Origin of the sequence: Streptomyces sp. ISL-98 (assembly GCF_018614055.1) — a bacterium.
Taxonomy (GTDB): domain Bacteria; phylum Actinomycetota; class Actinomycetes; order Streptomycetales; family Streptomycetaceae; genus Streptomyces; species Streptomyces spiramyceticus.
Window position 1 is genome coordinate 105,148 of sequence record NZ_JAGGPB010000012.1, and the last position, 22,095, is coordinate 127,242.

20 protein-coding genes are annotated in these 22,095 nt (G+C 70.3%); 16 read left to right on the top strand and 4 right to left on the bottom strand.

Going from position 1 to position 22,095, the window contains the following annotated elements; genetic code table 11:
* Positions 1–262: 262 nt before the first annotated feature.
* The gene (locus J7I98_RS42865; RefSeq protein WP_374225094.1) at positions 263–514 is read right to left on the bottom strand and encodes a keywimysin-related RiPP; all 252 of its coding nucleotides are present in this window, start codon (positions 512–514) and stop codon (positions 263–265) included.
* 216 nt (positions 515–730) lie between these two features.
* On the opposite strand from J7I98_RS42865, the gene J7I98_RS09185 reads away from it, so the two are divergent.
* From J7I98_RS09185 to J7I98_RS09210, 6 genes are all read left to right on the top strand, one after another.
* The gene (locus J7I98_RS09185; RefSeq protein WP_214920114.1) at positions 731–1,924 is read left to right on the top strand and encodes an argininosuccinate synthase; all 1,194 of its coding nucleotides are present in this window, start codon (positions 731–733) and stop codon (positions 1,922–1,924) included.
* 82 nt (positions 1,925–2,006) lie between these two features.
* Entirely contained in the window at positions 2,007–3,434 is a 1,428-nt protein-coding gene (argH, locus tag J7I98_RS09190) for an argininosuccinate lyase (RefSeq protein ID WP_214920115.1), read from the top strand.
* A gap of 74 nt (positions 3,435–3,508) precedes the next feature.
* Positions 3,509–4,480 carry an aldo/keto reductase gene (locus J7I98_RS09195; RefSeq protein WP_214920116.1) on the top strand — a complete coding sequence of 324 codons (972 nt, stop codon included), beginning with the start codon at positions 3,509–3,511 and terminating at the stop codon, positions 4,478–4,480.
* Between the two features lie 105 nt (positions 4,481–4,585).
* Positions 4,586–5,134, top strand: coding sequence for a hypothetical protein (locus J7I98_RS09200; protein WP_214920117.1), 549 nt, complete (start codon positions 4,586–4,588; stop codon positions 5,132–5,134).
* A 141-nt stretch (positions 5,135–5,275) separates the two neighbouring features.
* Entirely contained in the window at positions 5,276–5,827 is a 552-nt protein-coding gene (locus J7I98_RS09205; protein ID WP_214920118.1) for a TetR/AcrR family transcriptional regulator, read from the top strand.
* A complete protein-coding gene (locus tag J7I98_RS09210) occupies positions 5,824–7,365 on the top strand; it encodes an MFS transporter (protein ID WP_214920119.1) in 1,542 nt (513 codons plus the stop codon). Before J7I98_RS09205 ends, J7I98_RS09210 begins: the two co-directional genes overlap by 4 nt.
* Before the next feature lie 185 nt (positions 7,366–7,550).
* On the opposite strand, the gene J7I98_RS09215 is transcribed toward J7I98_RS09210, so the two are convergent.
* Positions 7,551–8,222, bottom strand: a complete 672-nt coding sequence (locus J7I98_RS09215; RefSeq protein ID WP_214920120.1) for a 1-acyl-sn-glycerol-3-phosphate acyltransferase — start codon at positions 8,220–8,222, stop codon at positions 7,551–7,553.
* Between the two features lie 227 nt (positions 8,223–8,449).
* Here J7I98_RS09215 and J7I98_RS09220 point away from each other — a divergent pair, with 227 nt between their 5' ends.
* The 3 genes from J7I98_RS09220 (at position 8,450) to J7I98_RS09230 (ending at position 10,796) form a co-directional block, all read left to right on the top strand.
* Positions 8,450–9,604, top strand: coding sequence for a glycerophosphodiester phosphodiesterase (locus J7I98_RS09220; protein ID WP_214920121.1), 1,155 nt, complete (start codon positions 8,450–8,452; stop codon positions 9,602–9,604).
* 99 nt (positions 9,605–9,703) lie between these two features.
* A complete protein-coding gene (locus J7I98_RS09225; RefSeq protein WP_214920122.1) occupies positions 9,704–10,255 on the top strand; it encodes a sigma-70 family RNA polymerase sigma factor in 552 nt (183 codons plus the stop codon).
* Positions 10,256–10,292: 37 nt separating this feature from the next.
* Positions 10,293–10,796, top strand: coding sequence for a GNAT family N-acetyltransferase (locus tag J7I98_RS09230; RefSeq protein ID WP_214920123.1), 504 nt, complete (start codon positions 10,293–10,295; stop codon positions 10,794–10,796).
* Positions 10,797–10,826: 30 nt separating this feature from the next.
* On the opposite strand, the gene J7I98_RS09235 is transcribed toward J7I98_RS09230, so the two are convergent.
* Entirely contained in the window at positions 10,827–11,246 is a 420-nt protein-coding gene (locus tag J7I98_RS09235; protein ID WP_214920124.1) for a hypothetical protein, read from the bottom strand.
* A 2-nt stretch (positions 11,247–11,248) separates the two neighbouring features.
* On the bottom strand, positions 11,249–11,608 hold the full coding sequence (locus J7I98_RS09240; protein WP_214920125.1) for a hypothetical protein: 360 nt from the start codon (positions 11,606–11,608) through the stop codon (positions 11,249–11,251).
* Positions 11,609–11,661: 53 nt separating this feature from the next.
* Here J7I98_RS09240 and J7I98_RS09245 point away from each other — a divergent pair, with 53 nt between their 5' ends.
* From J7I98_RS09245 to cobT, 7 genes are all read left to right on the top strand, one after another.
* The gene (locus J7I98_RS09245; protein WP_214920126.1) at positions 11,662–12,327 is read left to right on the top strand and encodes an HAD family hydrolase; all 666 of its coding nucleotides are present in this window, start codon (positions 11,662–11,664) and stop codon (positions 12,325–12,327) included.
* Between the two features lie 373 nt (positions 12,328–12,700).
* Positions 12,701–13,786, top strand: coding sequence for a methionine ABC transporter ATP-binding protein (locus tag J7I98_RS09250; RefSeq protein ID WP_214920127.1), 1,086 nt, complete (start codon positions 12,701–12,703; stop codon positions 13,784–13,786).
* Positions 13,783–14,454, top strand: coding sequence for a methionine ABC transporter permease (locus J7I98_RS09255; RefSeq protein ID WP_214920128.1), 672 nt, complete (start codon positions 13,783–13,785; stop codon positions 14,452–14,454). Before J7I98_RS09250 ends, J7I98_RS09255 begins: the two co-directional genes overlap by 4 nt.
* A gap of 74 nt (positions 14,455–14,528) precedes the next feature.
* Positions 14,529–15,392: a MetQ/NlpA family ABC transporter substrate-binding protein gene (locus J7I98_RS09260; RefSeq protein ID WP_214920129.1), complete on the top strand. Its 864-nt coding sequence runs from the start codon at positions 14,529–14,531 to the stop codon at positions 15,390–15,392.
* A gap of 169 nt (positions 15,393–15,561) precedes the next feature.
* Positions 15,562–16,209, top strand: a complete 648-nt coding sequence (locus tag J7I98_RS09265; protein ID WP_251020360.1) for a GNAT family N-acetyltransferase — start codon at positions 15,562–15,564, stop codon at positions 16,207–16,209.
* A gap of 193 nt (positions 16,210–16,402) precedes the next feature.
* Positions 16,403–17,653 carry a precorrin-6y C5,15-methyltransferase (decarboxylating) subunit CbiE gene (gene cbiE / locus J7I98_RS09270; RefSeq protein ID WP_214920131.1) on the top strand — a complete coding sequence of 417 codons (1,251 nt, stop codon included), beginning with the start codon at positions 16,403–16,405 and terminating at the stop codon, positions 17,651–17,653.
* A gap of 335 nt (positions 17,654–17,988) precedes the next feature.
* A complete protein-coding gene (gene cobT / locus J7I98_RS09275; RefSeq protein ID WP_214920132.1) occupies positions 17,989–21,582 on the top strand; it encodes a nicotinate-nucleotide--dimethylbenzimidazole phosphoribosyltransferase in 3,594 nt (1,197 codons plus the stop codon).
* Positions 21,583–22,095 lie beyond the last annotated feature (513 nt).

A 22,095-nucleotide genomic window follows, 5' to 3' on the forward strand; every position in this document is an offset into this window, starting at 1 on the left:
CCAGCAACCAGGGCCGGCCTGACGGATGATGAATTCTGTTCTCTGCGACGTCGCGCAACGCCGATTCAAGAAATCCGGCTGCTGCGCAATCGGGAAGAACGACGAACCATGAGGGAACGGAAGCGAGTCCGGTGAATCCCGCCATAGGTGCGCCGCCTTCGCTGGACGAGTGCTGGACGAGCCTGGCGGCGGCAATCACAGCCGCCACCAGAATTTCCGATTCCTTCGGGTCGCTTTCCAGTCAGCTCCCGTTCGTTCCCAGTCAGCCGATGAGACGGTGACGGCCCAGAATGTCCGGAGGTCCTGTTCGCTTGACCAAGCCGGTCATCTTCCGGAAGGAACCCACCGAAGACAAGGTCGGGCGCTCGTAGCTGCGCATCTCGGTACACCTCCTCTCGCTCTCGTTCCTCACGGCGTGCGCCTCTCGCGCAGGCATAAGCGCGTGAGGGCAAAGGAACCTTGAACCTGAGAGGGTCTTGGCCGGACACCAGCACTTACGCAGTCGCTTACGCATTCAACTGCGAGGCGTCGTCAGCCCTGCGGCGCCGGCACCGTGCCTCGATGGGCCCGATCGCCTTGCCGCACTTCAAGGCTAGACCCCTGTCCATGTTTGTGCCATTTCGTTCCGTTGTCCGCGACGCCCGGCGGAACCTCGAGAGGCAAGGTTGACGAAACATACGGACCACTGCATACTTATACCCATCACCGCATGCATCGTAAGGAGAAACCCGTGACCGAGCGCGTCGTACTCGCCTACTCGGGCGGCCTGGACACCTCCGTCGCCATCGGCTGGATCGCCGAGGAGACGGGCGCCGAGGTCATCGCCGTTGCCGTGGACGTCGGCCAGGGTGGCGAGGACCTGGACGTCATCCGCAAGCGCGCTCTCGCCTGCGGTGCCGTCGAGGCCGAGGTCGCGGACGCCAAGGACGAATTCGCCGACGAGTACTGCCTCCCGGCGATCAAGGCCAACGCCCTCTACATGGACCGCTACCCGCTGGTCTCCGCCCTCTCCCGGCCGACGATCGTCAAGCACCTCGTCGCCGCCGCCAGGAAGCACAACGCCGGCATCGTCGCCCACGGCTGCACCGGCAAGGGCAACGACCAGGTCCGCTTCGAGGCCGGTATCTCCGCTCTCGGCCCCGACCTGAAGTGCATCGCGCCGGTCCGTGACTACGCGATGACCCGGGACAAGGCCATCGCGTTCTGCGAGCAGAAGAACCTCCCGATCGCGACCACCAAGAAGTCCCCGTACTCCATCGACCAGAACGTCTTCGGGCGCGCTGTCGAGACGGGCTTCCTGGAGGACATCTGGAACGCCCCGATCGAGGACATCTACGAGTACACCTCGAACCCGGCCGTCCCCCGCGAGGCCGACGAGGTCGTCATCTCCTTCAAGGAGGGCGTCCCGGTCGCCATCGACGGCAAGCCCGTCACCGTCCTCCAGGCGATCCAGCAGCTCAACGAGCGGGCCGGAGCGCAGGGCATCGGCCGGATCGACATGGTCGAGGACCGGCTCGTGGGCATCAAGTCCCGTGAGGTGTACGAGGCCCCGGGCGCGATCGCACTGATCACCGCCCACCAGGAGCTGGAGAACGTCACCGTCGAGCGCGAGCTGGCCCGCTACAAGCGGCAGGTCGAGCAGCGCTGGGGCGAGATGGTCTACGACGGCCTGTGGTTCTCCCCGCTCAAGCGCGCCCTGGACGGCTTCATCAACGAGGCCAACCAGCACGTCACCGGCGACATCCGGATGACCCTGCACGGCGGCCGCGCCGTCGTCACGGGACGGAAGTCCGACGAGTCGCTGTACGACTTCAACCTGGCGACGTACGACTCGGGCGACACGTTCGACCAGTCCAAGGCGCAGGGCTTCATCGAGATCTTCGGCCTGTCGTCGAAGATCGCCGCGAAGCGTGACCTCGCCTGATCACGACTCGTTCGACAGCCGCCTCCCCGTTCTTCGCCTCGGGGAGGCGGTCGTACATCCCCACCCTTGAGGAGCAGTAGCTGTGAGCAGCAACAACGGTGACGTCCGGCTCTGGGGCGGCCGCTTCGCCGACGGGCCGGCCGAGGCCCTCGCCAAGCTGTCCGCGTCCGTCCACTTCGACTGGCGTCTCGCGCCGTACGACATCGCGGGCTCCCGGGCCCACGCGCGCGTGCTCCACAAGGCGAACCTGCTCACCGCGGACGAACTCCGGCGCATGCTGGCCGGACTCGACCAGCTCGAGGCGGACGTCGCGGCAGGCACCTTCGTCGGCACCATCGCCGACGAGGACGTGCACACCGCCCTGGAACGCGGCCTCCTGGAGCGCCTCGGCGCCGACCTCGGCGGCAAGCTGCGCGCGGGCCGGTCCCGCAACGACCAGGTCGCCACCCTCTTCCGGATGTACCTGCGCGACCACGCCCGCATCATCGGCGGCCTCGTCGCCGAACTCCAGGACGCGCTCGTCGGCCTCGCCGAGGCGCACCCGGACGTCGCCATGCCCGGCCGTACGCACCTCCAGCATGCCCAGCCGGTCCTCTTCGCCCACCACGTCCTGGCCCACGTCCAGTCGCTGTCGCGGGACGCGGAGCGGCTGCGTCAGTGGGACGAGCGGACGGCCGTATCGCCGTACGGTTCGGGGGCCCTGGCCGGTTCGTCCCTCGGCCTGGACCCGGAGGCGGTGGCCGCCGACCTGGGCTTCGAGCACGGCTCGTCCGCGAACTCCATCGACGGCACGGCGTCGCGCGACTTCGTCGCCGAGTTCGCCTTCATCACCGCGATGATCGGCGTCAATCTCTCCCGGATCGCGGAAGAGATCATCATCTGGAACACGAAGGAATTCTCCTTCGTCACCCTCCACGACGCCTTCTCCACCGGGTCGTCGATCATGCCGCAGAAGAAGAACCCGGACATCGCCGAGCTCGCGCGCGGCAAGTCCGGCCGCCTCATCGGCAACCTGACCGGCCTGATGGCCACCCTCAAGGCCCTCCCGCTCGCGTACAACCGCGATCTCCAGGAGGACAAGGAGCCGGTCTTCGACTCCTGCGACACCCTTGAGGTCCTGCTGCCCGCCTTCACCGGCATGATGGCCACGCTCACCGTCAACCGCGAGCGCATGGAGGAGCTGGCCCCGGCCGGGTTCTCGCTCGCCACGGACATCGCGGAGTGGCTGGTCAAGCAGGGTGTGCCGTTCCGGGTGGCGCACGAGGTCGCGGGCGAGTGCGTCAAGGAGTGCGAGCTGCACGGCATCGAGCTCGACCAGCTCACCGACGAGCAGTTCGCCAAGATCTCCCCGCACCTGACCCCCGAGGTCCGTACGGTCCTGAACGTCGTGGGCGCCCTCGCTTCCCGCAACGGCCGCGGCGGCACCGCGCCCTCCGCGGTCGCGGCACAATTGGCCGAGGTGAAGGACGATTTGGCCGCCCAACACGCCTGGGCCACCGCCAAAAAGTAAGCCACGTGTCCGATTGAGTACGGTGGGGAAGGACGTACTGGACCGTACTCGATCGCATACGCGCGGAGGCCCCGATGCCCTTTGCCCGTCTGGCCAAGGCGACCACTGCGACCGCCCATGTCGGACTCGGCCTCGCAGCCGTCGGACGCCCCGGGTACATCACCCTCGGCCGGGACCGTGACCTGCCGGAAGACCGCACCCCCGACGCCCTGCGCGAGCGCGCCCACGAACTGCTGGACGCCTCCTACGCGCAGGGCGTCCGGTATTTCGACGTCGCCCGGTCGTACGGCCGCGCCGAGGAGTTCCTCGCCGGCTGGCTGCGCGACCACCCCGACGTCCAGGACGTGGTGATCGGCAGCAAGTGGGGCTACGCGTACACCGCAGACTGGCGCACCGACGCCGAGGTGCACGAGGTCAAGGACCACAGCGTGGAGGCGTTCGAGAGGCAGCGCGCCGAAACCGGCGAGCTGCTCGGCGAGCGGCTCGACCTGTACCAGATCCACTCCGTCACGCCCGACAGCCCGGCCCTCACCGACACCGCGCTGCACGCCCGCCTGGCCGACCTCGCCGCCTCCGGCGTGACCGTCGGCATCTCCACGAGCGGCCCCGCCCAGGCCGACGCGATCAGGGCGGCGCTGAGCGTCGTGGTCGGCGGCAAGCCGCTGTTCCGTACGGTGCAGGCCACGTACAACCTGCTGGAGACCTCGGCGGCGGAGGCGTTGGCGGAGGCCCATGAGGCGGGCCTGACCGTGATCGTGAAGGAAGCCCTGGCCAACGGCCGCCTGACCCCGGACGCGGCCCCGCCGGCCCTGCGAGCCGTCGCCGCGGAAGCCGACGCCACCTGCGACGCCGTCGCCCTCGCCACGATCCTGCGGCTGCCGTGGGCGGGGGTGGTCCTGTCGGGCGCGGCGACCGTGCTCCAGCTCGCGTCGAACCTGCACGCCGCGGTGGTGGACCTCGACGACGACCAGCTGGCCCGCCTCGCCGGGATGCGGGAGGAGCCGGCGGCGTACTGGAAGCACCGCTCGGGGCTGCCCTGGAGCTGACACGGCCACAGGGCACTAAATGACAATACTGACATAAGTGGTCACTCTCTGTTTCACTGTCGCTGAGTTGCCGGTTGCGGCACCCGTGAAGGAGAGAGAAGCAGTATGAAGATCACGAGCGGCATCCTGAAGCGTGTGGCCGTCCCGGCCGTCGTCATGGGCATGGCACTGCCCCTTACCCTCGCCACGTCCGCTGCCGCGCAGCAGCCGGGCCCCGCCTCTACGGTTTTCCGCATCTTCGGGTACGTCGCGTACTCCGCGTACAGCGGCGAGAACAACAAGGTCACCGTCAGCGTCGGCCCCGGCAACACCCTGGTTGTCGAGGACAAGGAGGGTATCGTCGCCGGACGGGGATGCCAGCAGGCGACCGACTTGGTTGCCGTGTGTGGGGCCGCCCAGACGGTCACGCGGATCGTCGCGCAGCTGCGTGACGGCACGGACGTCCTGTTCGTCGGAGTGGACAAACCCAGCTCGGTCGACGCCGGACCCGGTTCCGACGTGGTGGAGACCTCGGGCGGCAACGACACGATCGATGTCCGGGACGGCGTGAACAACAACGACACGGTGACCAGCTGCGGCGGGGGCACCGATACGGCCGCCGGTAACCCCGGCGACTACCTCGACCTTTCCTGCGAGCGCCGGATCATCAACTGACGCGGAGCGCGAGGCGTATGACCCTGGCGACGCGCACGGGCTCCGGACGGACGGGGCGTACGCCGTGCGCGTCGCGCGTTTCGAGACCTGCATTCCGAGCATTTCGAGACGTGCATGTCTCATTCGGGTTATGGTCGTCTCATGACTGTCGACCGCGAGCAGGTGCTCCGCACCGCTGCCGCCCTCCTCTCCCGCAAGGCGACCGCGACCATGGACGAGGTCGCCAAGGCGGCCGGCATCGGCCGGGCCACCCTGCACCGGCACTTCGCAGGGCGTGAAGCCCTCGTCAAGGCCCTCGAAGACCTGGGCATCCGGGAGTTCGAGGCGGCGCTCGACGCCGCCGGGCTCGACGAGGGAACCGCCGCGGCGGGGCTGCGCCGCCTCGTCGCCGAGATCGAGCCCGCCGCCGGCCTGCTCGCCTTCCTCGTCACCGAGAACCAGCTCTTCGAGGGCACCCAGGTGCACGAGGGATGGGGCCGACTGGACGCCCGCGTCTCCGCGCATTTCCGGCGCGGACAGGAACAGGGCGAGTTCCGGATCGACCTCACCCCGGCCTGGCTGACCGAGGCCCTGTACGGGCTGATCGGCACGGCCGCGTGGGCCGTCCAGGACGGGCGGGTCGCCGCGAAGGACTTCCAGTACATGATCGTCGAGTTGCTGCTCGGCGGCGCCCGACGGAGCGTGGAGCAATGACCAGTACCGCCCGGCCCGAGGCGGAACCGGGGGCCGGGCACCGCGCGAGCCGCTGGCTCGCGCTGTCCGTCCTCGTCCTCGCCGTGCTGCTGGTCGCCGTCGACGCGACCGTACTCGGCCTCGCGACGCCCTTCCTCAGCGAGGACCTCAAGCCGTCCGGCACCCAACTGCTGTGGATCGGCGACGTCTACTCGTTCATCATCGCCGGCCTGCTCGTCTCCATGGGCAGCCTCGGAGACCGGATCGGCCGCAAGAAACTGCTGCTCACGGGCGCGGTCGCGTTCGGTGCGGTCTCCGTGCTCAACGCCTATGCCACCAGCCCCGAGATGATGATTCTGGCCCGGGCGCTGCTCGGTGTGGCCGGTGCGACGCTGATGCCGTCGACCCTCGCGCTCATCCGCAACATCTTCCACGACCCCAAGGAACGCAGCGTCGCCGTCGGCATCTGGGGCGCGGCGGCCTCCGCCGGAGCGGCAGTCGGCCCGGTCGTCGGCGGCTTCCTGCTCGAACACTTCTGGTGGGGCTCGGTCTTCCTGATCAACCTGCCCGTCATGGCGATCCTGGTCCTCGTCGGGATCAAGCTGCTGCCCGAGTCGAAGGACCCGGCGCCGGGCCCGTGGGACCTGACCAGCGTCGGCCTCTCGCTGGTCGGCATGGTCGCCGTCGTATACGCCGTCAAGGAAGCGGCGGTGCACGGCTTCCGCTGGGACACCGCGGCGGCGGCGGTCCTCGGGCTGGGTGCGCTCTTCTGGTTCGTACGACGCCAGCTCACGCTTCCCGCGCCGCTGCTGGACATGCGGCTGTTCCACCACCGGGGGTTCTCCGGCGCGGTGCTTGCGGATCTGCTGACCATCCTCGGGCTGTCCGGCCTGGTCTTCTTCCTGTCCCAGTTCCTGCAACTCGTCCAGGACCGCTCGCCCCTCGAAGCCGGGCTCATCGAGCTGCCCGCCGCGATCGGCGCGGTCGGAGCGGGCCTGATGGCCGGATATGCGGCGCGCAGGGCATCGGTCCGCAGCACCGTGTCCGGCGGCCTTGTGGCGCTCGGCCTCTCCCTGGCGGCCTGCACACTGATCGCGGCGGACACGGGCGTGGTGGCGCTGGGCGTAGCCCTGTTCGTGGGTGGCATGGGCGCGGGTCTGGCGTTCACCGTGACGGCGGACGTCATCCTGTCCAGCGTTCCCAAGGAGCAGGCGGGGGCCGCGTCGGCCGTCTCGGAGACGGCGTACGAACTGGGCGCGGCGCTCGGCATCGCACTGCTCGGGTCCATCGTGACCGGCATCTACCGCGACTTCGCTGCCCCCGCCGGCATCCCCGGCGACGTGTCCGCCGCGGCGCACGACTCGCTGGGCGGCGCCGTGGAATCGGCGTCGGCACTGCCGCAGGAGCAGGCCGCGGCGCTGCTCGCGGCGGCGCGGGACGCGTTCACCGACGGTTTCCAGACGGCGGCCATGGCGGGCTCGGCGGTGCTGTTCGCGACGGCGGCCGCGGCGTGGTTCATGCTGCGGGGCCAGAAGCTGGAAGACGGCGTCGAGCACTGAGCGAAACGTGGGAGGGGCTTGTGCCACCGACCGGTGGCACAAGCCCCTCCCACGTTCTGACCACGTTGCTCAGGCGGCCTTCGCCTTGGTGGCGCGGCTCTGTCTGCCGTCCTCGCGGGCTCGGCGCCGGGGGCGCCTCACAAGCTTCGGAACGGCTGCGCCGGCCTCCGGCCGTCGGGCAGCGCTCAGGCGGCCTTCGCCTTCGTGGCGTACATGTCCACGTACTCCTGGCCGGACAGCCGCATGACCTCGGCCATCACCGAGTCCGTCACCGCCCGCAGCACATAGCGGTCGCGGTCCATGCCCTCGTAGCGCGAGAACTCCATCGGCTCGCCGAAACGGACCGTGACCTTGCCCGGGCGCGGCAGCCCCGCGCCGCCCGGCTGCAGCTTGTCCGTACCGATCATCGCGAACGGCACCACCGGAGCGCCCGTCATCAGCGTGAGGCGCGCGATGCCCGTGCGGCCGCGGTAGAGCCGGCCGTCGGGGGAGCGGGTGCCCTCCGGGTAGATCGAGAAGATCTTGCCCTCTTCCAGCACCCGGCGGCCGGTCATCAGTGCCGCGACACCGCCGCGGCCGCCGTCCCGGTCCACCGGGATCATGCCGCAGCTCGTGAAGAACCAGGCCATCAGGCGGCCCTTGAGCCCCTTGCCCGTGACGTACTCGTCCTTGCCGATGTAGAAGACCTGCCGGTCGCAGCAGATCGGCATGATCATCGAGTCGATGAACGTCAGGTGGTTCCCCGCCAGAATGACCGGACCGGTCCCGGGAATGTTCTGGGCGCCTTCCACCTGTGGGCGGAACATCAGGCGCATGATCGGTCCGAGCACTGCCTTGATGAGCGCTAGACGGGACAACGGTTCCTCCGGTGTCGTACTGGGCGGGGTCTGATCGGTGAAGTCTGTGCAGGTGAGGACGATACTCGCGGGCTCCGCCTGATCGCACATCGGGTTCATCACTTCGATACGCAGTGTTGACCTGTGTTTCCACTGCGTTCCGTCCACGGACTCGTCTGCGTCATGCGTAGACGCCTACGATCAGGCCTTGATTTGGGCAGGTGCGGGACATGACACAAGGAGCGTTCATGACACAGGGCGGACAGGCGAACCCCGGGCGGCGGACCGTACTCGGGGCGGCGGTGCTCGGTGCGGGCGGCGTCACTCTCGGACTGCCGGGTACGGCGCGAGCCGACGGCGGCAAGGGTGATGGGCACGGGGGGTACCGCAGTCTGCCCGTGCCGACCGTCGTCGCGCACCGCGGCGCCAGCGGCTACCGGCCCGAGCACACCATGGGCGCGTACCAACTGGCCCTGGACATGGGCGCGCACGTCATCGAGCAGGACCTGGTCCCCACCAAGGACGGTCACCTCGTCTGCCGGCACGAGAACGACATCACCGGCACGACGGATGTCGCGGCGCACCCCGAGTTCGCCGCCCGCAAGACGACCAAGTCGGTCGACGGCGTCTCGATCACCGGCTGGTTCACCGAGGACTTCACGCTCGCCGAGCTCAAGACGCTGCGCGCCAAGGAGCGGATCCCCGGCACCCGGCAGGAGAACACGCTGTACGACGGCCGCTGGGAGATACCCACCTTCGAGGAGGTGCTGCGCTGGGCGGACAAGGAGGGCCGCCGTCGCGGGCGCCCGGTCTGGCTCCACGCCGAGACCAAGCACCCCTCGTACTTCCGGAAGCTCGGCCTCGGCCTGGAGGAGCCGCTGGCCAAGCTCCTGCGCCGTTACGGGCGCCACCGCGCGAACTCCCCCATGTTCCTGCAGTCGTTCGAGCCGACCAGCATGCAGCGGATGGCGAAGCTCGTCTCCTGCCCGCGTGTGGTGCTGCTGTGGACCGCCGACGACCGCCCCTGGGACTTCAAGGAGTCGGGCGACCCGCGCACGGTCGCCGATCTCATCACGCCCGAGGGCCTGAAGTGGATGGCGTCGTTCGCCCAGGGCATCGGCCCGCTGGTGGACCTGATCATCCCCAAGGACGCGGCGGGCAAGCTGGGCAAGCCGACCACGCTCGTACGGGACGCGCACGCGAAGGGGCTGATCCTCCACCCGTACACCCTGCGCAACGAGAACACCTTCCTGCCCGCCGACTTCAGGCGCGGCACGGACCCGGCGGCGTACGGGGACGCCTTCGGCGCCTTCAAGGCGTACTTCGAGCAGGGCATCGACGGGATCTTCTCCGACAACCCGGACACCGCGCTGCTTGCGGCCGCCGACTTCGCGAAGCGGTGACCTTCGCCAGGCCGTGACCTTCGCGAAGAGATGACCACGGACGGGTGACTGCGGCGTCGCGCGGCAACCGCCGGCCGCCGGCGCCACGTCCCGCGTGGCATGACCATCTCCGTACCCACCGCCCCGTCCAGGACCGCCTCCGACCTCTTCAGAGCGCTGCGCCCACTCCTCGCCGCCGAGGCGAGGGCCGAAGCAGCCGGTGAGGGAGTCGAGCCCGGCGACCTCGAACAGGCCGTATGGCTGAGGCTGTTGGAACTCCTGGACGGGGAGGGCCCGCCCGCCGACCCCGCGGGCTGGCTGCGCCGCGCCGTACAGGCGGAAGCGCGCCTGGCCCGGCGAAGGACGTGGCGCGAACTGCCGCACCCCGCCCCGCAGGCCGCCACCGGGGACGCCGCCTGCCCGGAACGTGCGGCGCTCACCGAAGAGTGGCGACGCACGCTGCGCGACGCGGTCGGCAGGCTGCCCGGCCGGTGTCCGGGACTCCTGGCTGCGATGTTGTCGCCGACCGACCCCACCTACCGCGAAATCGCAGGGGCGTTGGGAATGTCACAAGGGAGTTTGGGGCCTATGCGTTCCCGTTGCCTGGGATGCCTGCGCAGAATGCTGGCGGCGGAGGTTGCAGCTCCTGGGCAAAGGGGAAAGGAGCGGTAAGCAACCGGCGTAACAGGCGAGCGGGAGGCATGCACACATGGGCATGAGCGTGACCATCTCAGCGGCAACGGCGCAGGATGCCGAGCACATCCTCAAACTGCAGTACCTGTGCTATCAGAGTGAGGCCGAGCTCTACGGCGACTACACCATCGAGCCCCTCACACAGTCGCTCGACGACCTGCGGGCCGAACTCGGCCGCGGCCACGCGCTGGTGGCGCGGCTCGGTGACGAGGTGGTCGCCTCGGTACGGGCCGCGGTCGACGAGGCGGGGACCGCGCGGATCGCGAAGCTCATCGTCCATCCCCGGATGCAGAGGCACGGCCTCGGCGGCCGGCTGCTCGCCGCGATCGAGGAGCACTTCGCGGGGGAGCCGGCCGCGAAACGCTTCCAGCTCTTCACCGGCCACCGCAGCGAGCGCAATCTGCGGCTGTACCGCAGTCACGGTTACGCGCCGGTCGCCACGGAGGAGATCGGCCCGGGCTTCAACCTGGTCACGCTCCAGAAGGAGACCGCGGTGCAGGCGTACGTAGCCAGCGCGTAGAGCGACGCCCTTCGCCGGACGGGCTGGAAGTCAGCTCGTCCGGCGTCGGCGGAGCCACAGAATGCCCGTGACCGGCAGCAGCACCGGGATGAACAGGTAGCCCTTCCCGAACGCCGACCAGACCGTCGCATCCGGAAAAGCGGACGGCTCGATCACCGTCCACGTCCCCACAACCACCACGCCGGCAAGCTCCACCGCACAGCACACCAGCGCCGCCCTGCGCGCCGTCTCCCCTCCCCGCACCAGCGTGTACGTGATGAACGCGTAGACCACGGCCGCGACAGCGGACAGCGCGTACGCCAGCGGTGCGCGGTCGAACTCCGTGGCGATCTGGTAGATCGAGCGGGAGACCGCGCCGACGGACATCACGCCGTACAACCAGACCAGCAGCAGACCGGGACCCTTGACCAGCCGGGTACGGCCCTGCTTCCCGGCGACGGAACCGGCCATCGTCAGCCTCCCCAGATGTCGTGCAGCCGGACTTCGAGCACAGCCAGCACGACCGCACCGGCCGAAACCGTCACCGAGCCCCAGCGGCTCCGCTCGGCCAGCGACAGAAAACCGGCCGCGGGCACCGCCGTCAGTGCCCCGACCAGATACGAGACGAAGATCACCGCACCCTGTTCCGGCTTCTCGCCGCGCGACAGCTGCACGATGCCGACCACCAGCTGGGCGAGCACGAGCAGCGACACCACGGCCATGCCGATGAAGTGCCAGTCCTTGGTGGGCTGATCGCGGAAGGCGGCGTAACCGCACCACGCGGCGAGTACGAGCGCGGCCGCGGAAACCGCGACCGTCAGGGCGTCAAGCATGACGACGAGCGTATTACGAGAGCGGTGAGCGACGGGGCGTAGGGTCGGGCACCATGAAATTCCACGCCCAAGCCCTGCTGTTCGACAACGACGGAACACTCCTCTCCTCCATGGAATCGGTGATCCGCTGCTGGAGCAGATGGGCGCAGGAGTACGGCATTACGGCGGAGGAATTCGCCCGCGTCGAGCTGCACGGCCGCCCCGCCGCGGAAATCGCCGCCGATCTGCTGCCCGCCGATGTGGTGCCGGGCGCGGTGGCCCGTATCGAACAGCTGGAGGTCGAGGACGTGGCCGGAGGAGAGGGGCAGGCACCGGGAGTCGTGCTGCTTCCCGGAACCGCCGAGCTGCTCGCGAGCCTCCCGGCCGACGGTTGGGCCGTCGTCACCTCCGCCACACGCCGCCTCGCCGAGGCACGGCTGGCCGAGGTCGGCATCCGCCCCAAGACGGTGATAGCCGCCGACGACATCACGCGCGGCAAGCCCGACCCGGAGCCGTACCTGCTTGCGGCCCGCACGCTCGGCGTGGACCCGGCGCGCTGCGTCGTCTTCGAGGACGCTCCGGCCGGACTTCAGGCGGGCCGCGCTGCGGGCATGAAGACCGTGGCGTTGGCCACAACGCACGACCGCTCCGAGCTGGTGGCGGACATCGTCGTGAGGGACCTCTCGGCAGTGTCGGCCCTGGCCACGCACGACGGCGTGGAGATCACCGCGGCGGACTGACGCGTACTCACAGTGAGACGCCGACGTCCGCTATTCGGACACGGATGATCGGCGCGTACTCACGTCTGGTTTACTCATCGCATGACCACGACGAGCAGCCGCACCCTTGCGACCGAGGCGACGATGACGCCCGGTGCTCGTTGTATGTGTCGAATGTGCGCCTTCTGAGGGCCCCTGCCTGAGCCTCGCGCCCCGAAGCGAGACCGACAGCCGCCCCGCGTCCACCCGAGTACATACGCACTCGACGGACCGGGCCTGCCCCGCGCACGCGTTGCCTTCCGGTACCCACCGGCCCAGCCGTGCCACGTCCACAAGACGAATGCCCCGTGCCCGGCGGACACTTCGCCGCGCACTCGACAGTGACGGAAATCCTGTGATCACCACTACGGGCCTGACCAAGGTCTACCCATCGCGAGGCCGCGAGATCACCGCCCTGGACGGCGTAGACCTGCACGTCTGCGAGGGCGAGGTGTACGGAGTCATCGGCCAGAGCGGCGCCGGCAAGTCCTCCCTGATCCGCTGCGTCAACCTGCTTGAGCGCCCCACCGCCGGCACCGTGACCGTCGACGGCCAGGATCTCACCGCACTCGCCGGACGCGGCCGCCGCGCCGGCAAGGAGTTGCGCGAGGCGCGCAGCCGGATCGGCATGGTCTTCCAGCACTTCAACCTGCTGTCCTCGCGCACAGTGAAGGACAACATCGAGCTGCCGCTGGAGATCCTCGGCGTCTCCGGTCAGGCTCGCAGCCGCAAGGCGCTCGAACTGCTCGACCTCGTCGGCCTCGCCGACAAGGCCAAGGCCTACCCCGCCCAGCTCTCCGGCGGCCAGAAGCAGCGCGTCGGCATCGCCCGCGCACTCGCCGGCGACCCCAAGGTGCTGCTCTCCGACGAGGCCACCTCGGCCCTCGACCCCGAGACCACCCGCTCGATCCTCCAGCTGCTGCGCGACCTCAACCGGCAGCTCGGCCTGACCGTCCTGCTCATCACGCACGAGATGGACGTCGTCAAGACGATCTGCGACTCGGCCGCGCTGATGAAGAAGGGCCGGATCGTCGAGTCCGGCACGGTGAGCGAACTGCTCGCGACGCCCGGCTCCGAACTGGCGCAGGAACTGTTCCCGGTGGGCGGTCAGGCGTCGGGTCCCGGACGGACCGTCATCGACGTCACCTTCCACGGTGAGGCCGCGACGCAGCCGGTGATCTCCCAGCTCTCCCGTACGTACAACATCGACATCTCGATCCTCGGCGCCGCGATGGACACCGTCGGCGGCAACCAGATCGGCCGGATGCGCATCGAGCTTCCCGGTCCGTACGAGGAGAACGTCGTCCCGGTCGGCTTCCTGCGCGAGCAGGGGCTCCAGGTCGAGGTCGTCGACGAGGACGTGCCCGCAGACGCACCGGCGGACCGAACCGCGGCCGTACCCGCGCAGACTCCCGTACTGGCCAAGGAAGGTGCCAAGTGACCTGGTCGGAGATGCAGCCGCTGCTGTCGCAGGGAACCATCGACACGCTTTACATGGTGCTCTGGTCCACTGTCGTATCGATCATCGGCGGCCTGCCGCTCGGCATCCTCCTCGTCCTCACGGACAAGGGCGGACTGCTCCAGAACGTGGCGGTCAACAAGGTCATCGGCGTGATCGTGAACATCGGCCGCTCGCTGCCGTTCATCATCCTGCTGATCGCACTGATCCCCTTCACCACGCTGGTCGTCGGCACCTTCATCGGCCCCAGCGCGATGATCGTGCCGCTCGCCATCGGCGCCATCCCCTTCTTCGCCCGGCTCGTCGAGACCGCGATCCGCGAGGTCGACCACGGACTCGTCGAGGCGGTCCAGTCGATGGGCGGCGGCGTACCGACCGTCGTCTTCAAGGTGCTCCTGCCGCAGTCCCTGCCGTCCCTGATCTCCGGTGTCACCACCACCGTCATCGTGCTCGTCGGCTACTCGGCGATGGCGGGCGCGGTCGGCGGCGAAGGCCTCGGCAGCAAGGCCGTCACCTACGGATACCAGCGCTTCGAGACCGAGTTCATGCTGGTCACCGTGGTCGTCCTGATCGCCCTCGTGACCGTGGTGCAGCTCATCGGCGACGGCGCGATCCGGCTCCTGGCACGTCGCGGCCGCACGGCCTCCTAGAACTTTCTCCCCGAAGAAGCCCGCACTCCTTGTCCGGGCGACCACCACCGCAACACCAGAAAGAGGCACTTTTCGTGCGTAAGAACATCAAGATCACCGCGGCAGCCGCCGCCACCGCCGCCCTCGCCCTCGGCCTCACCGCCTGCGGCACCGCATCCGACCCGGGCGCCAAGACCGAGTCGGGCGGCAAGGCGGACGAGTCCAAGGCGCTCGTCGTCGCTGCGTCCCCGACGCCGCACGCCGACATCCTCAACTACGTCAAGGACAACCTGGCGGCGAAGAACGGCCTGAAGCTCGAGGTCAAGGAGTTCACGGACTACGTCCTGCCGAACACCGCCACCCAGAGCGGCGAGGTCGACGCCAACTTCTTCCAGCACAAGCCGTACCTGGACGACTTCAACAAGAAGAAGGGCACCACCATCGTGCCCGTCGCCGATGTCCACCTGGAGCCCCTGGCCCTCTACTCCAACAAGGCCAAGGACCTCAAGGACCTCAAGGCAGGCCAGACGGTCGCGGTGCCCAACGACACCACCAACGAGGGCCGCGCGCTCAAGCTGCTTGCCGACAACGGGCTCATCACGTTGAAGGACGGCGCGGGCCAGGACGCCAAGCTGACCGACATCAAGGACAAGAAGGGCCTTGAGTTCAAGGAGCTGGAGGCGGCCACGCTGCCCCGCGCCCTGAACGACGTCGACGCCGCGGTCATCAACGGCAACTACGCCATCGAAGCCGACCTGGAGCCCGCCAAGGACTCCCTCGCGATCGAGAAGGCGGAAGGCAACCCGTACGCCAACTTCCTCGCGGTCAAGAAGGGCAACGAGAAGGACGCGCGCGTCGAGAAGCTCGCCAAGCTCCTCAACTCCGCCGAGGTCAAGAAGTTCATCGAGGACAAGTACGCCGGCTCGGTCATCCCGGCCTTCGGCGCCGTCAAGTCCTGACGCCCGTACGGCCCTTGTGAACGAAGGCCCCGCCCACCCCCACCAGGTGCGCGGGGCCTTCGCCCGTCCCCGGGCGCCGCCACCCGGCCATGCACGCGACGGGCTCGATGCTGCATGCTGTGCCTTTAGCCTCTACGTCCTTACGACGGTCCACGGCATGGAGCTGAGCATGACTACCACCCTCCCGGACATCTCCATCAGCACGGACCGGCTGGTGCTGCGCCCCTTCGAGGAGTCCGACATCCCGGCGCTCACCGAGATGATGAACGACGAGATGGTCACCGCATGGACGTCGGCGCCTCACCCCTACACCACGCTCGACGCCGAACGCTGGGTACGCAGGATCGCTCCTTCCGAGCGCACCAAGGGCCGCGGAATCGCCCTGGCCGTCACCGAATTCCTCACCCAGCGCCTCGTCGGCACCGTCCACCTCCAGCACACCAACTGGCGCACCAAGGCCACTGAAGTCGCCTACGTGACAGCCCCCTGGGCGCGCGGCGAGGGCTACGCCACAGAGGCCGTGCTCGCTGTCGCCCAATGGATCTTCCGCGACCTGCGGTTCGAGCGCCTGGAGCTGCGCACCGCCGCCGACAACACCGCCGCCCAGCAGGTCGCACAGAAGATCGGCTGCATCAGCGAGGGCGTCCTGCGCAACGCCTGGATAGCGCGCACACGGACCGAGAACGGCACGGACGGCGGCTGGACCGACATCCGCACCGACCTGATCGTCTGGAGCCTCCTCCCCGAGGACCTCGAAGGCGTCGCCGATCAGATGGCCGACGCAGGCGGCTACGGCTCGTACGGCGACTGGAACTGACTCCCGCGGAACCGACCTCGCCGGAACTGACCCCCTGGAACCGGCCACCCTGGACCGGCCCTCTGGAACCGGCCACCCTGGAACCGACCCCCCGCCCCCGCACGGCCGCGGTCCGTACCAGGTACTCTCACCCTGCCCGCGCCGCCGCCCCAAGGCGGCCGCGACCTGCGACAACTCCAGGAGACTGACAACGATGGCCGACCGGGTCACGGTGATCGGCTGGGACGGCTCGCCCCTCACCGCTGCGGCCAGGTCCGCGCTCGCGGCCGCGACGCTCGTCGCCGGAGCCGCCCACCACCTGGCGCTCCCCGAAGTACCGCCCGGCGCCGAACGCGTCCGCCTCGGCAGCGTCGACCTGGCCGCCCGCCGCATCGCGGGCCACCGGGGCACCGCCGTGGTCATGGCCGACGGAGACCCCGGCTTCTTCGGCGTCGTACGCAGCCTCCGCGCGCCACAGCACGGCCTGGAGGTCGAAGTCGTGCCCGCCGTCTCATCGGTGGCCACCGCCTTCGCCCGCGCCGGGATGCCCTGGGACGACGCCCAGGTCGTCGTCGCCCACCGCCGTACGCTGCGCCGCGCCGTCAACGTGTGCCGGGCGCACACCAAGGTCGCCGTGCTCACCTCCCCGGGCGCCGGCCCGGCCGAACTCGCGCTCCTCCTCCAGGGCGTCCACCGCACCTTCGTCATCTGCGAGGAACTGGGCACCGAGCGCGAGCAGGTCACCGTCCTCACCTCGGACAAGGCCGCCGACCACGTCTGGCGCGACCCCAACGTCGTCATCGTCATCGGCGGCAGCGCAGGCCACGCAGCCCCTGCCGCCCCCGGCGGCGGCTGGATCGCCGCCCGCGACCCCGGATACCCGCCGCCCGTACGGGGCTGGGCGCTGCCCGCGCAGGAGTACGGCGAGGGAGCGGCGGAGCTGGGGGAGGGCGAGTCCGCCGGACTGCGCGCCGCCCAGCTCGCCCGCCTCGGGCCGCGTACCGGCGACCTGGTCTGGGACATCGGCTCCGGCAGCGGCGCGCTCGCCGTGGAGGCCGCCAGGTTCGGCGCCGCCGTGATCGCCGTCGACAGCGATGCGGGCGCGTGCGACCGTACGGCAGCGGCTGCCAGGCGGTTCGGCGTACAGCTCCAAGTCGTCCACGGAAACGCGCCGCATGTCCTTGAGGACCTGCCCGAGCCCGATGTCGTACGGATCGGGGGCGGGGGAGTCCCCGTCGTCTCGGCATGCGCCGACCGCAGGCCCGAGCGCATCGTGACGCATGCGTTCACCCGCGACGAGGCGGAGGCGATCGGCCGGACGCTCGCGGAGAGCGGCTACGCCGTCGAATGCGCGCTGCTCCAGTCCGTCGAACTCGACACCGGACTCGACACCGGGGCCTGGTCGGAGCGCGACCGGTCGGTGGTCTTCCTGCTCTCGGCGAAACCACTGGATCGCGCCCCGTGACGATGCCGCTGCGCGTCGCGGGGTAGGCTGGCCGATCGTTGTACCGCAGCCGGGTGTTCGGCGCTTCGTTCGCCAATGTCCGGAAAAGGGGCCCGTTTTAGAGCTCTATGTGGTACGGCGCAGCCGGGGGGCTCCGCAACGTGGCGCAGCCCACAGCGAGCCGTGGCGGGAGTACTCGCCCTGGCGGCGAACGGCCGCGAGAATGCATGGTGTCCGCGGGCCTTTCGTGCCGCGTGGCAGGGACGCTCGTTGTTGATGAGTGGGCACCGATTTGTGCCGCGAGCGGGCGTCCCGGCGAAGGCCGAAGGAGCACAAGCGATGGGCGAGGGGTACGCATGACTGACACCGGCCAGATCCCGGGCGAGGGACTGCCGGAGGACGCAGGCATGGTGGCGCAGCCGGGCATCCCCGCTCCGGGCGCGTACACCTTCCTCGAACCCTCCGAGAACGCAGCCGAGGACGACGACCTGCTGTTGATGCCGGGCGCGCAGGGCGCGTGGAGCGACCCGCAGGTCGTACCGCCGGCGGCGCCGCAGATCCAGCAGCAGGCGGAGCCGGTGCGGGAGGCTTCGCAGGCCGAGGCGGTGCAGCCGATGCAGCAGCCTGGGCAGGTGCAGGAGGCTCCGCAGCCGGAGGCGGTGCAGCAGATGCAGCCGGTGCAGCAGGCCCCCCAGATGCAGGCGGCGGTGCAGGAGCAGCAGGAGCAGTACGCTCCGCAGACGCAGCCGGTGGCGCAGGTCTTGGACATGCCTCAGGCCCAGCCGATGCCCCAGGCGTCGGAAGTACCGCAGATGCAGCCGGTGCCTCAGCTGTCCGAGGTGCCGCAGGCGCAGGGTGCGGCGACGCCGCCCCAGGCGCAGCAGTTCCCGCAGTCGCCTCAGCCGTCCGAGATGCCGCAGGCGGAGCAGGCCGGCCCGCAGCTGTCCGAGGCGCCGCAGATGCAGCCGGTGGCTGAGATGTCCGAGGCGCAGCCCGAGCCGCAGGGGTCCGAGATGCCGCAGATGCAGCCCGTGGCCCAGCAGGCCGACGCGTCCCAGGTGCCGCACGCCGCCCAGATGTCCCAGGTGCCGCAGGGGCCCCACGATTCCCTGAGCGGTCAGCCGCCGCAGGGCGCAGAGCCCGGCGCGCACGAAGCCGGTGGCCGCGATTCCGGGTCCGTCGACCTCAGCGGCGTACGCATGCCTCCGGCATCTGCCGCCGCTGCTCAGACGCCGCAGCCCGCGCGCCGCCCGCTGCACCTCGGCCCGCCGATGCCCGATGCGTCCGGCGGAGTCGTACGCTCGCTGGCCGACCGTGGTCCTGCTGGTGCGGGGGCGAGTGCCGGCGCGAGTGCTACGCCGCCGAATCCCGTGCCCGTACAGAACGCCGGGCCCGTGACAGCAGGCCCCGAGTACCTCGACATTCCGGGCGACGAGGTGGCCGCGCTGCCCGGGCCGCAGCTCGGCGCGATCCCGTCGCAGGTCGCCACGCCGTGGACGCCGCACGCGCAGCCCCAGGCTCCTCAGGCTGCTGCGCAGCAAGCCCGAGCAGAAACGGTCGTTCCGGAGGCAGTGGCTCCGGAACCGCAGACGCAGGCGGCGCCCGAGGTGGAGCCGGTGGCCGAACCGGTTGCGGAGGAAGTTGTGAGCGTCCCGGCCGAGCCGAAGCCGATCGCTATAGAACCCGTTGCGCCGGAGCCGACCGAGCCCGCCGAGGCCGTGGCCCCCGAGCCGGAGCAGCCCCAGGAGGCACAGGAGCCGCAGCCCGTCGGCGAGTTCGTGCCGGTCGACGGCTCGCTCCCGAACGCCCCGCACCTGGCCCCGGCGGCCGAACCCGTAGATGTGGAGGTCGTGGCGGAACAGCCCGCCCCCGAAGCGGAAGCGGAAGCCGTACCGGCACCCGTCGAGACTCCGGCTCCCGAGGCCGAGCCAGTCGCCGCCGAGGCACCCGAGGAGCCCACCGTCGAGCAGCCGGTCGCCGAGCCGTTGGCAGAGGTGGAGGCCGTGGCCGAGCCGACCGAGCCTGCCGAAACCGAAGCCCAAGCTGGACCCGAGCCAGAGGCAGTAGTCACCGTGCCCGCCCAGCGCGACGGCGGCGCCGTAGCAGAGCTCCCGGCGCAGCCGCAGCCCGAGCCCGAGGCCGCAGAGGCAGCAGCCCCTGAAGCAGCGGCCCCCGAGGCCGACACCACCACAGACACCGGCGCCCACGCCACCGCCACCGCCCCCGCCCCCGGCTACGACGACGCCGAGCGCGAGGCAGTCCTGCGCGTGATGCGCGAGCGCCGGGACATCCGCAACGGCTTCCGCAGCGACCCCATCCCGCACGAGGTCCTCCTCCGCGTTCTCGAAGCGGCGCACACCGCGCCGAGCGTCGGCCACTCCCAGCCCTGGGACTTCGTCGTCATCCGCTCCGCCGAGACGCGCAGGTCGATGCACGAACTGGCCGCCCGCCAGCGCGACGCGTACGCGAAGTCGCTGCCCAAGGGCCGGGCCAAGCAGTTCAAGGAATTGAAGATCGAGGCCATCCTCGACACCCCGGTGAACATCGTCGTCACCGCAGACCCCACCCGCGGCGGCCGCCACACCCTAGGCCGGCACACCCAGCCGCAGATGGCGCCGTACTCCTCCGCTCTCGCGGTCGAGAACCTCTGGCTCGCGGCCCGCGCCGAGGGCCTCGGCGTCGGCTGGGTCAGCTTCTTCGACGAGCGCGAGATGGTCCGCGCCCTCGGGCTGCCCGAGCACCTCGAAGTCGTCGCGTACCTCTGCGTGGGTTACGTCGACGAATTCCCCGAGGAGCCCGAGCTGATGCAGGCGGGCTGGTCCAAGCGCCGCCCGCTGTCGTGGGTCGTTCACGAGGAGACGTACGGCCGCCGCGCACTGCCCGGCGAGGAGCCGCACGACCTGCTCCAGGAGACCGTTTCCAACATCCGCCCGCTGGACGCCAAGGCGCTCGGCGAGGCCTGGGAACGCCAGAAGCGCATGACGAAGCCCGCCGGCGCGCTCGGGATGCTCGAAATCATCTCGGCCCAGCTCAGCGGCCTCTCCCGGATGTGCCCGCCGCCGATCCCGGAGCCCGCGGCCGTCGCGATCTTCGCCGGCGATCACGGGGTGCACGCCCAGGGCGTCACGGCCTGGCCCCAGGAAGTGACCTCCCAGATGGTCGCGAACTTCCTCGGCGGCGGCGCGGTCTGCAACGCCTTCGCGAACCAGGTCGGTGCGGAGGTCTGCGTCGTGGACGTGGGCGTAGCGGGCGAACTCCCCACCACGCCGGGCCTGTTGCCCCGCAAGGTGCGTGCCGGTACGGCCGACTTCACTACGGGACCCGCCCTGACCCACGAGGAGGTGCTCGCCGCGATCGAGGTGGGCATCGAGACGGCGCGCGACCTGGTCGCCGCGGGCAACAAGGCACTGCTCACAGGTGAGATGGGCATCGCCAACACCACGGTGTCCGCCGCGCTCATCGCGGTCTACACGGGCCAGGACCCGGCCGAGATCACCGGCCGCGGCACGGGCATCAACGACGAGATGCACGCCCGCAAGGTCGATGTCGTACGCCGCGCCCTGGACCTCCACCAGCCGGACCCGGCGGACCCCGTCGGCGTACTGGCGGCGGTCGGTGGTCTGGAACACGCCGCCCTGGTCGGCTTCATCCTCGGCGGAGCGTCTCTGCGTACGCCGGTGATCCTGGACGGCGTCAGCGCGGGGGCAGCGGCCCTGGTGGCCCGCGCGATCGCGCCTGAGGCGCTGGCTGCGTGCATCGCGGGCCACCGCAGCGCGGAGCCGGGCCATGTGGCCGCCCTCAACAAGCTGGGTCTGCGCCCACTGGTCGACCTCGACCTCCGCCTCGGCGAGGGCACGGGCGCACTGCTCGCGCTCCCGGTGGTGCAGAGCGCGGCGAGGGCGATGCACGAGGTGGCAACGTTCGACTCGGCGGGCGTCACGGAGAAGTAGCCGGGGACGCGGCGGGCGCTGCACCGGTCTCCCCCCACCCCGCCCCTCCCCGAAACCGGGGGCGCGGCCCCCGGACCCCCGGGAGCGCGCGCCCGTACGCCCCGTCCCGCCCGAGCCGCTGGGCCGGGGCCTGGTGGTGACTGCGCCCTCGACAGCCGCGCAGCCGCGCAAGGCGGGCGCCGCCGCACACAGGAGCTGCGTCCGCGCGAGGCCCGCTACCCCGTTGCACACGGCTCCTGCAGCGCCCCCGTGCCTTTGGACACGCGGTGCTATGCCTCCCCACACGAGGGTGCTGTGCTCGGCACACGGGATACCCACACTGCAGTGCGAAGCCGCCGCATCCATGAGCCGGGGTGCCCCGCACCCACCACCGCCCACCCCTCCGGGGGTCTGGGGGCTCGCCCCCTGTTTCGGGAAGCGGCGGGTAGGGGACAGCTCCGCGCAGCGGCCCGCCCGCCCGCCCCCCCCCCCCCCCCCCCCCCCCCCCCCCCCCCCCCCCCCCGCCCCCCCCCC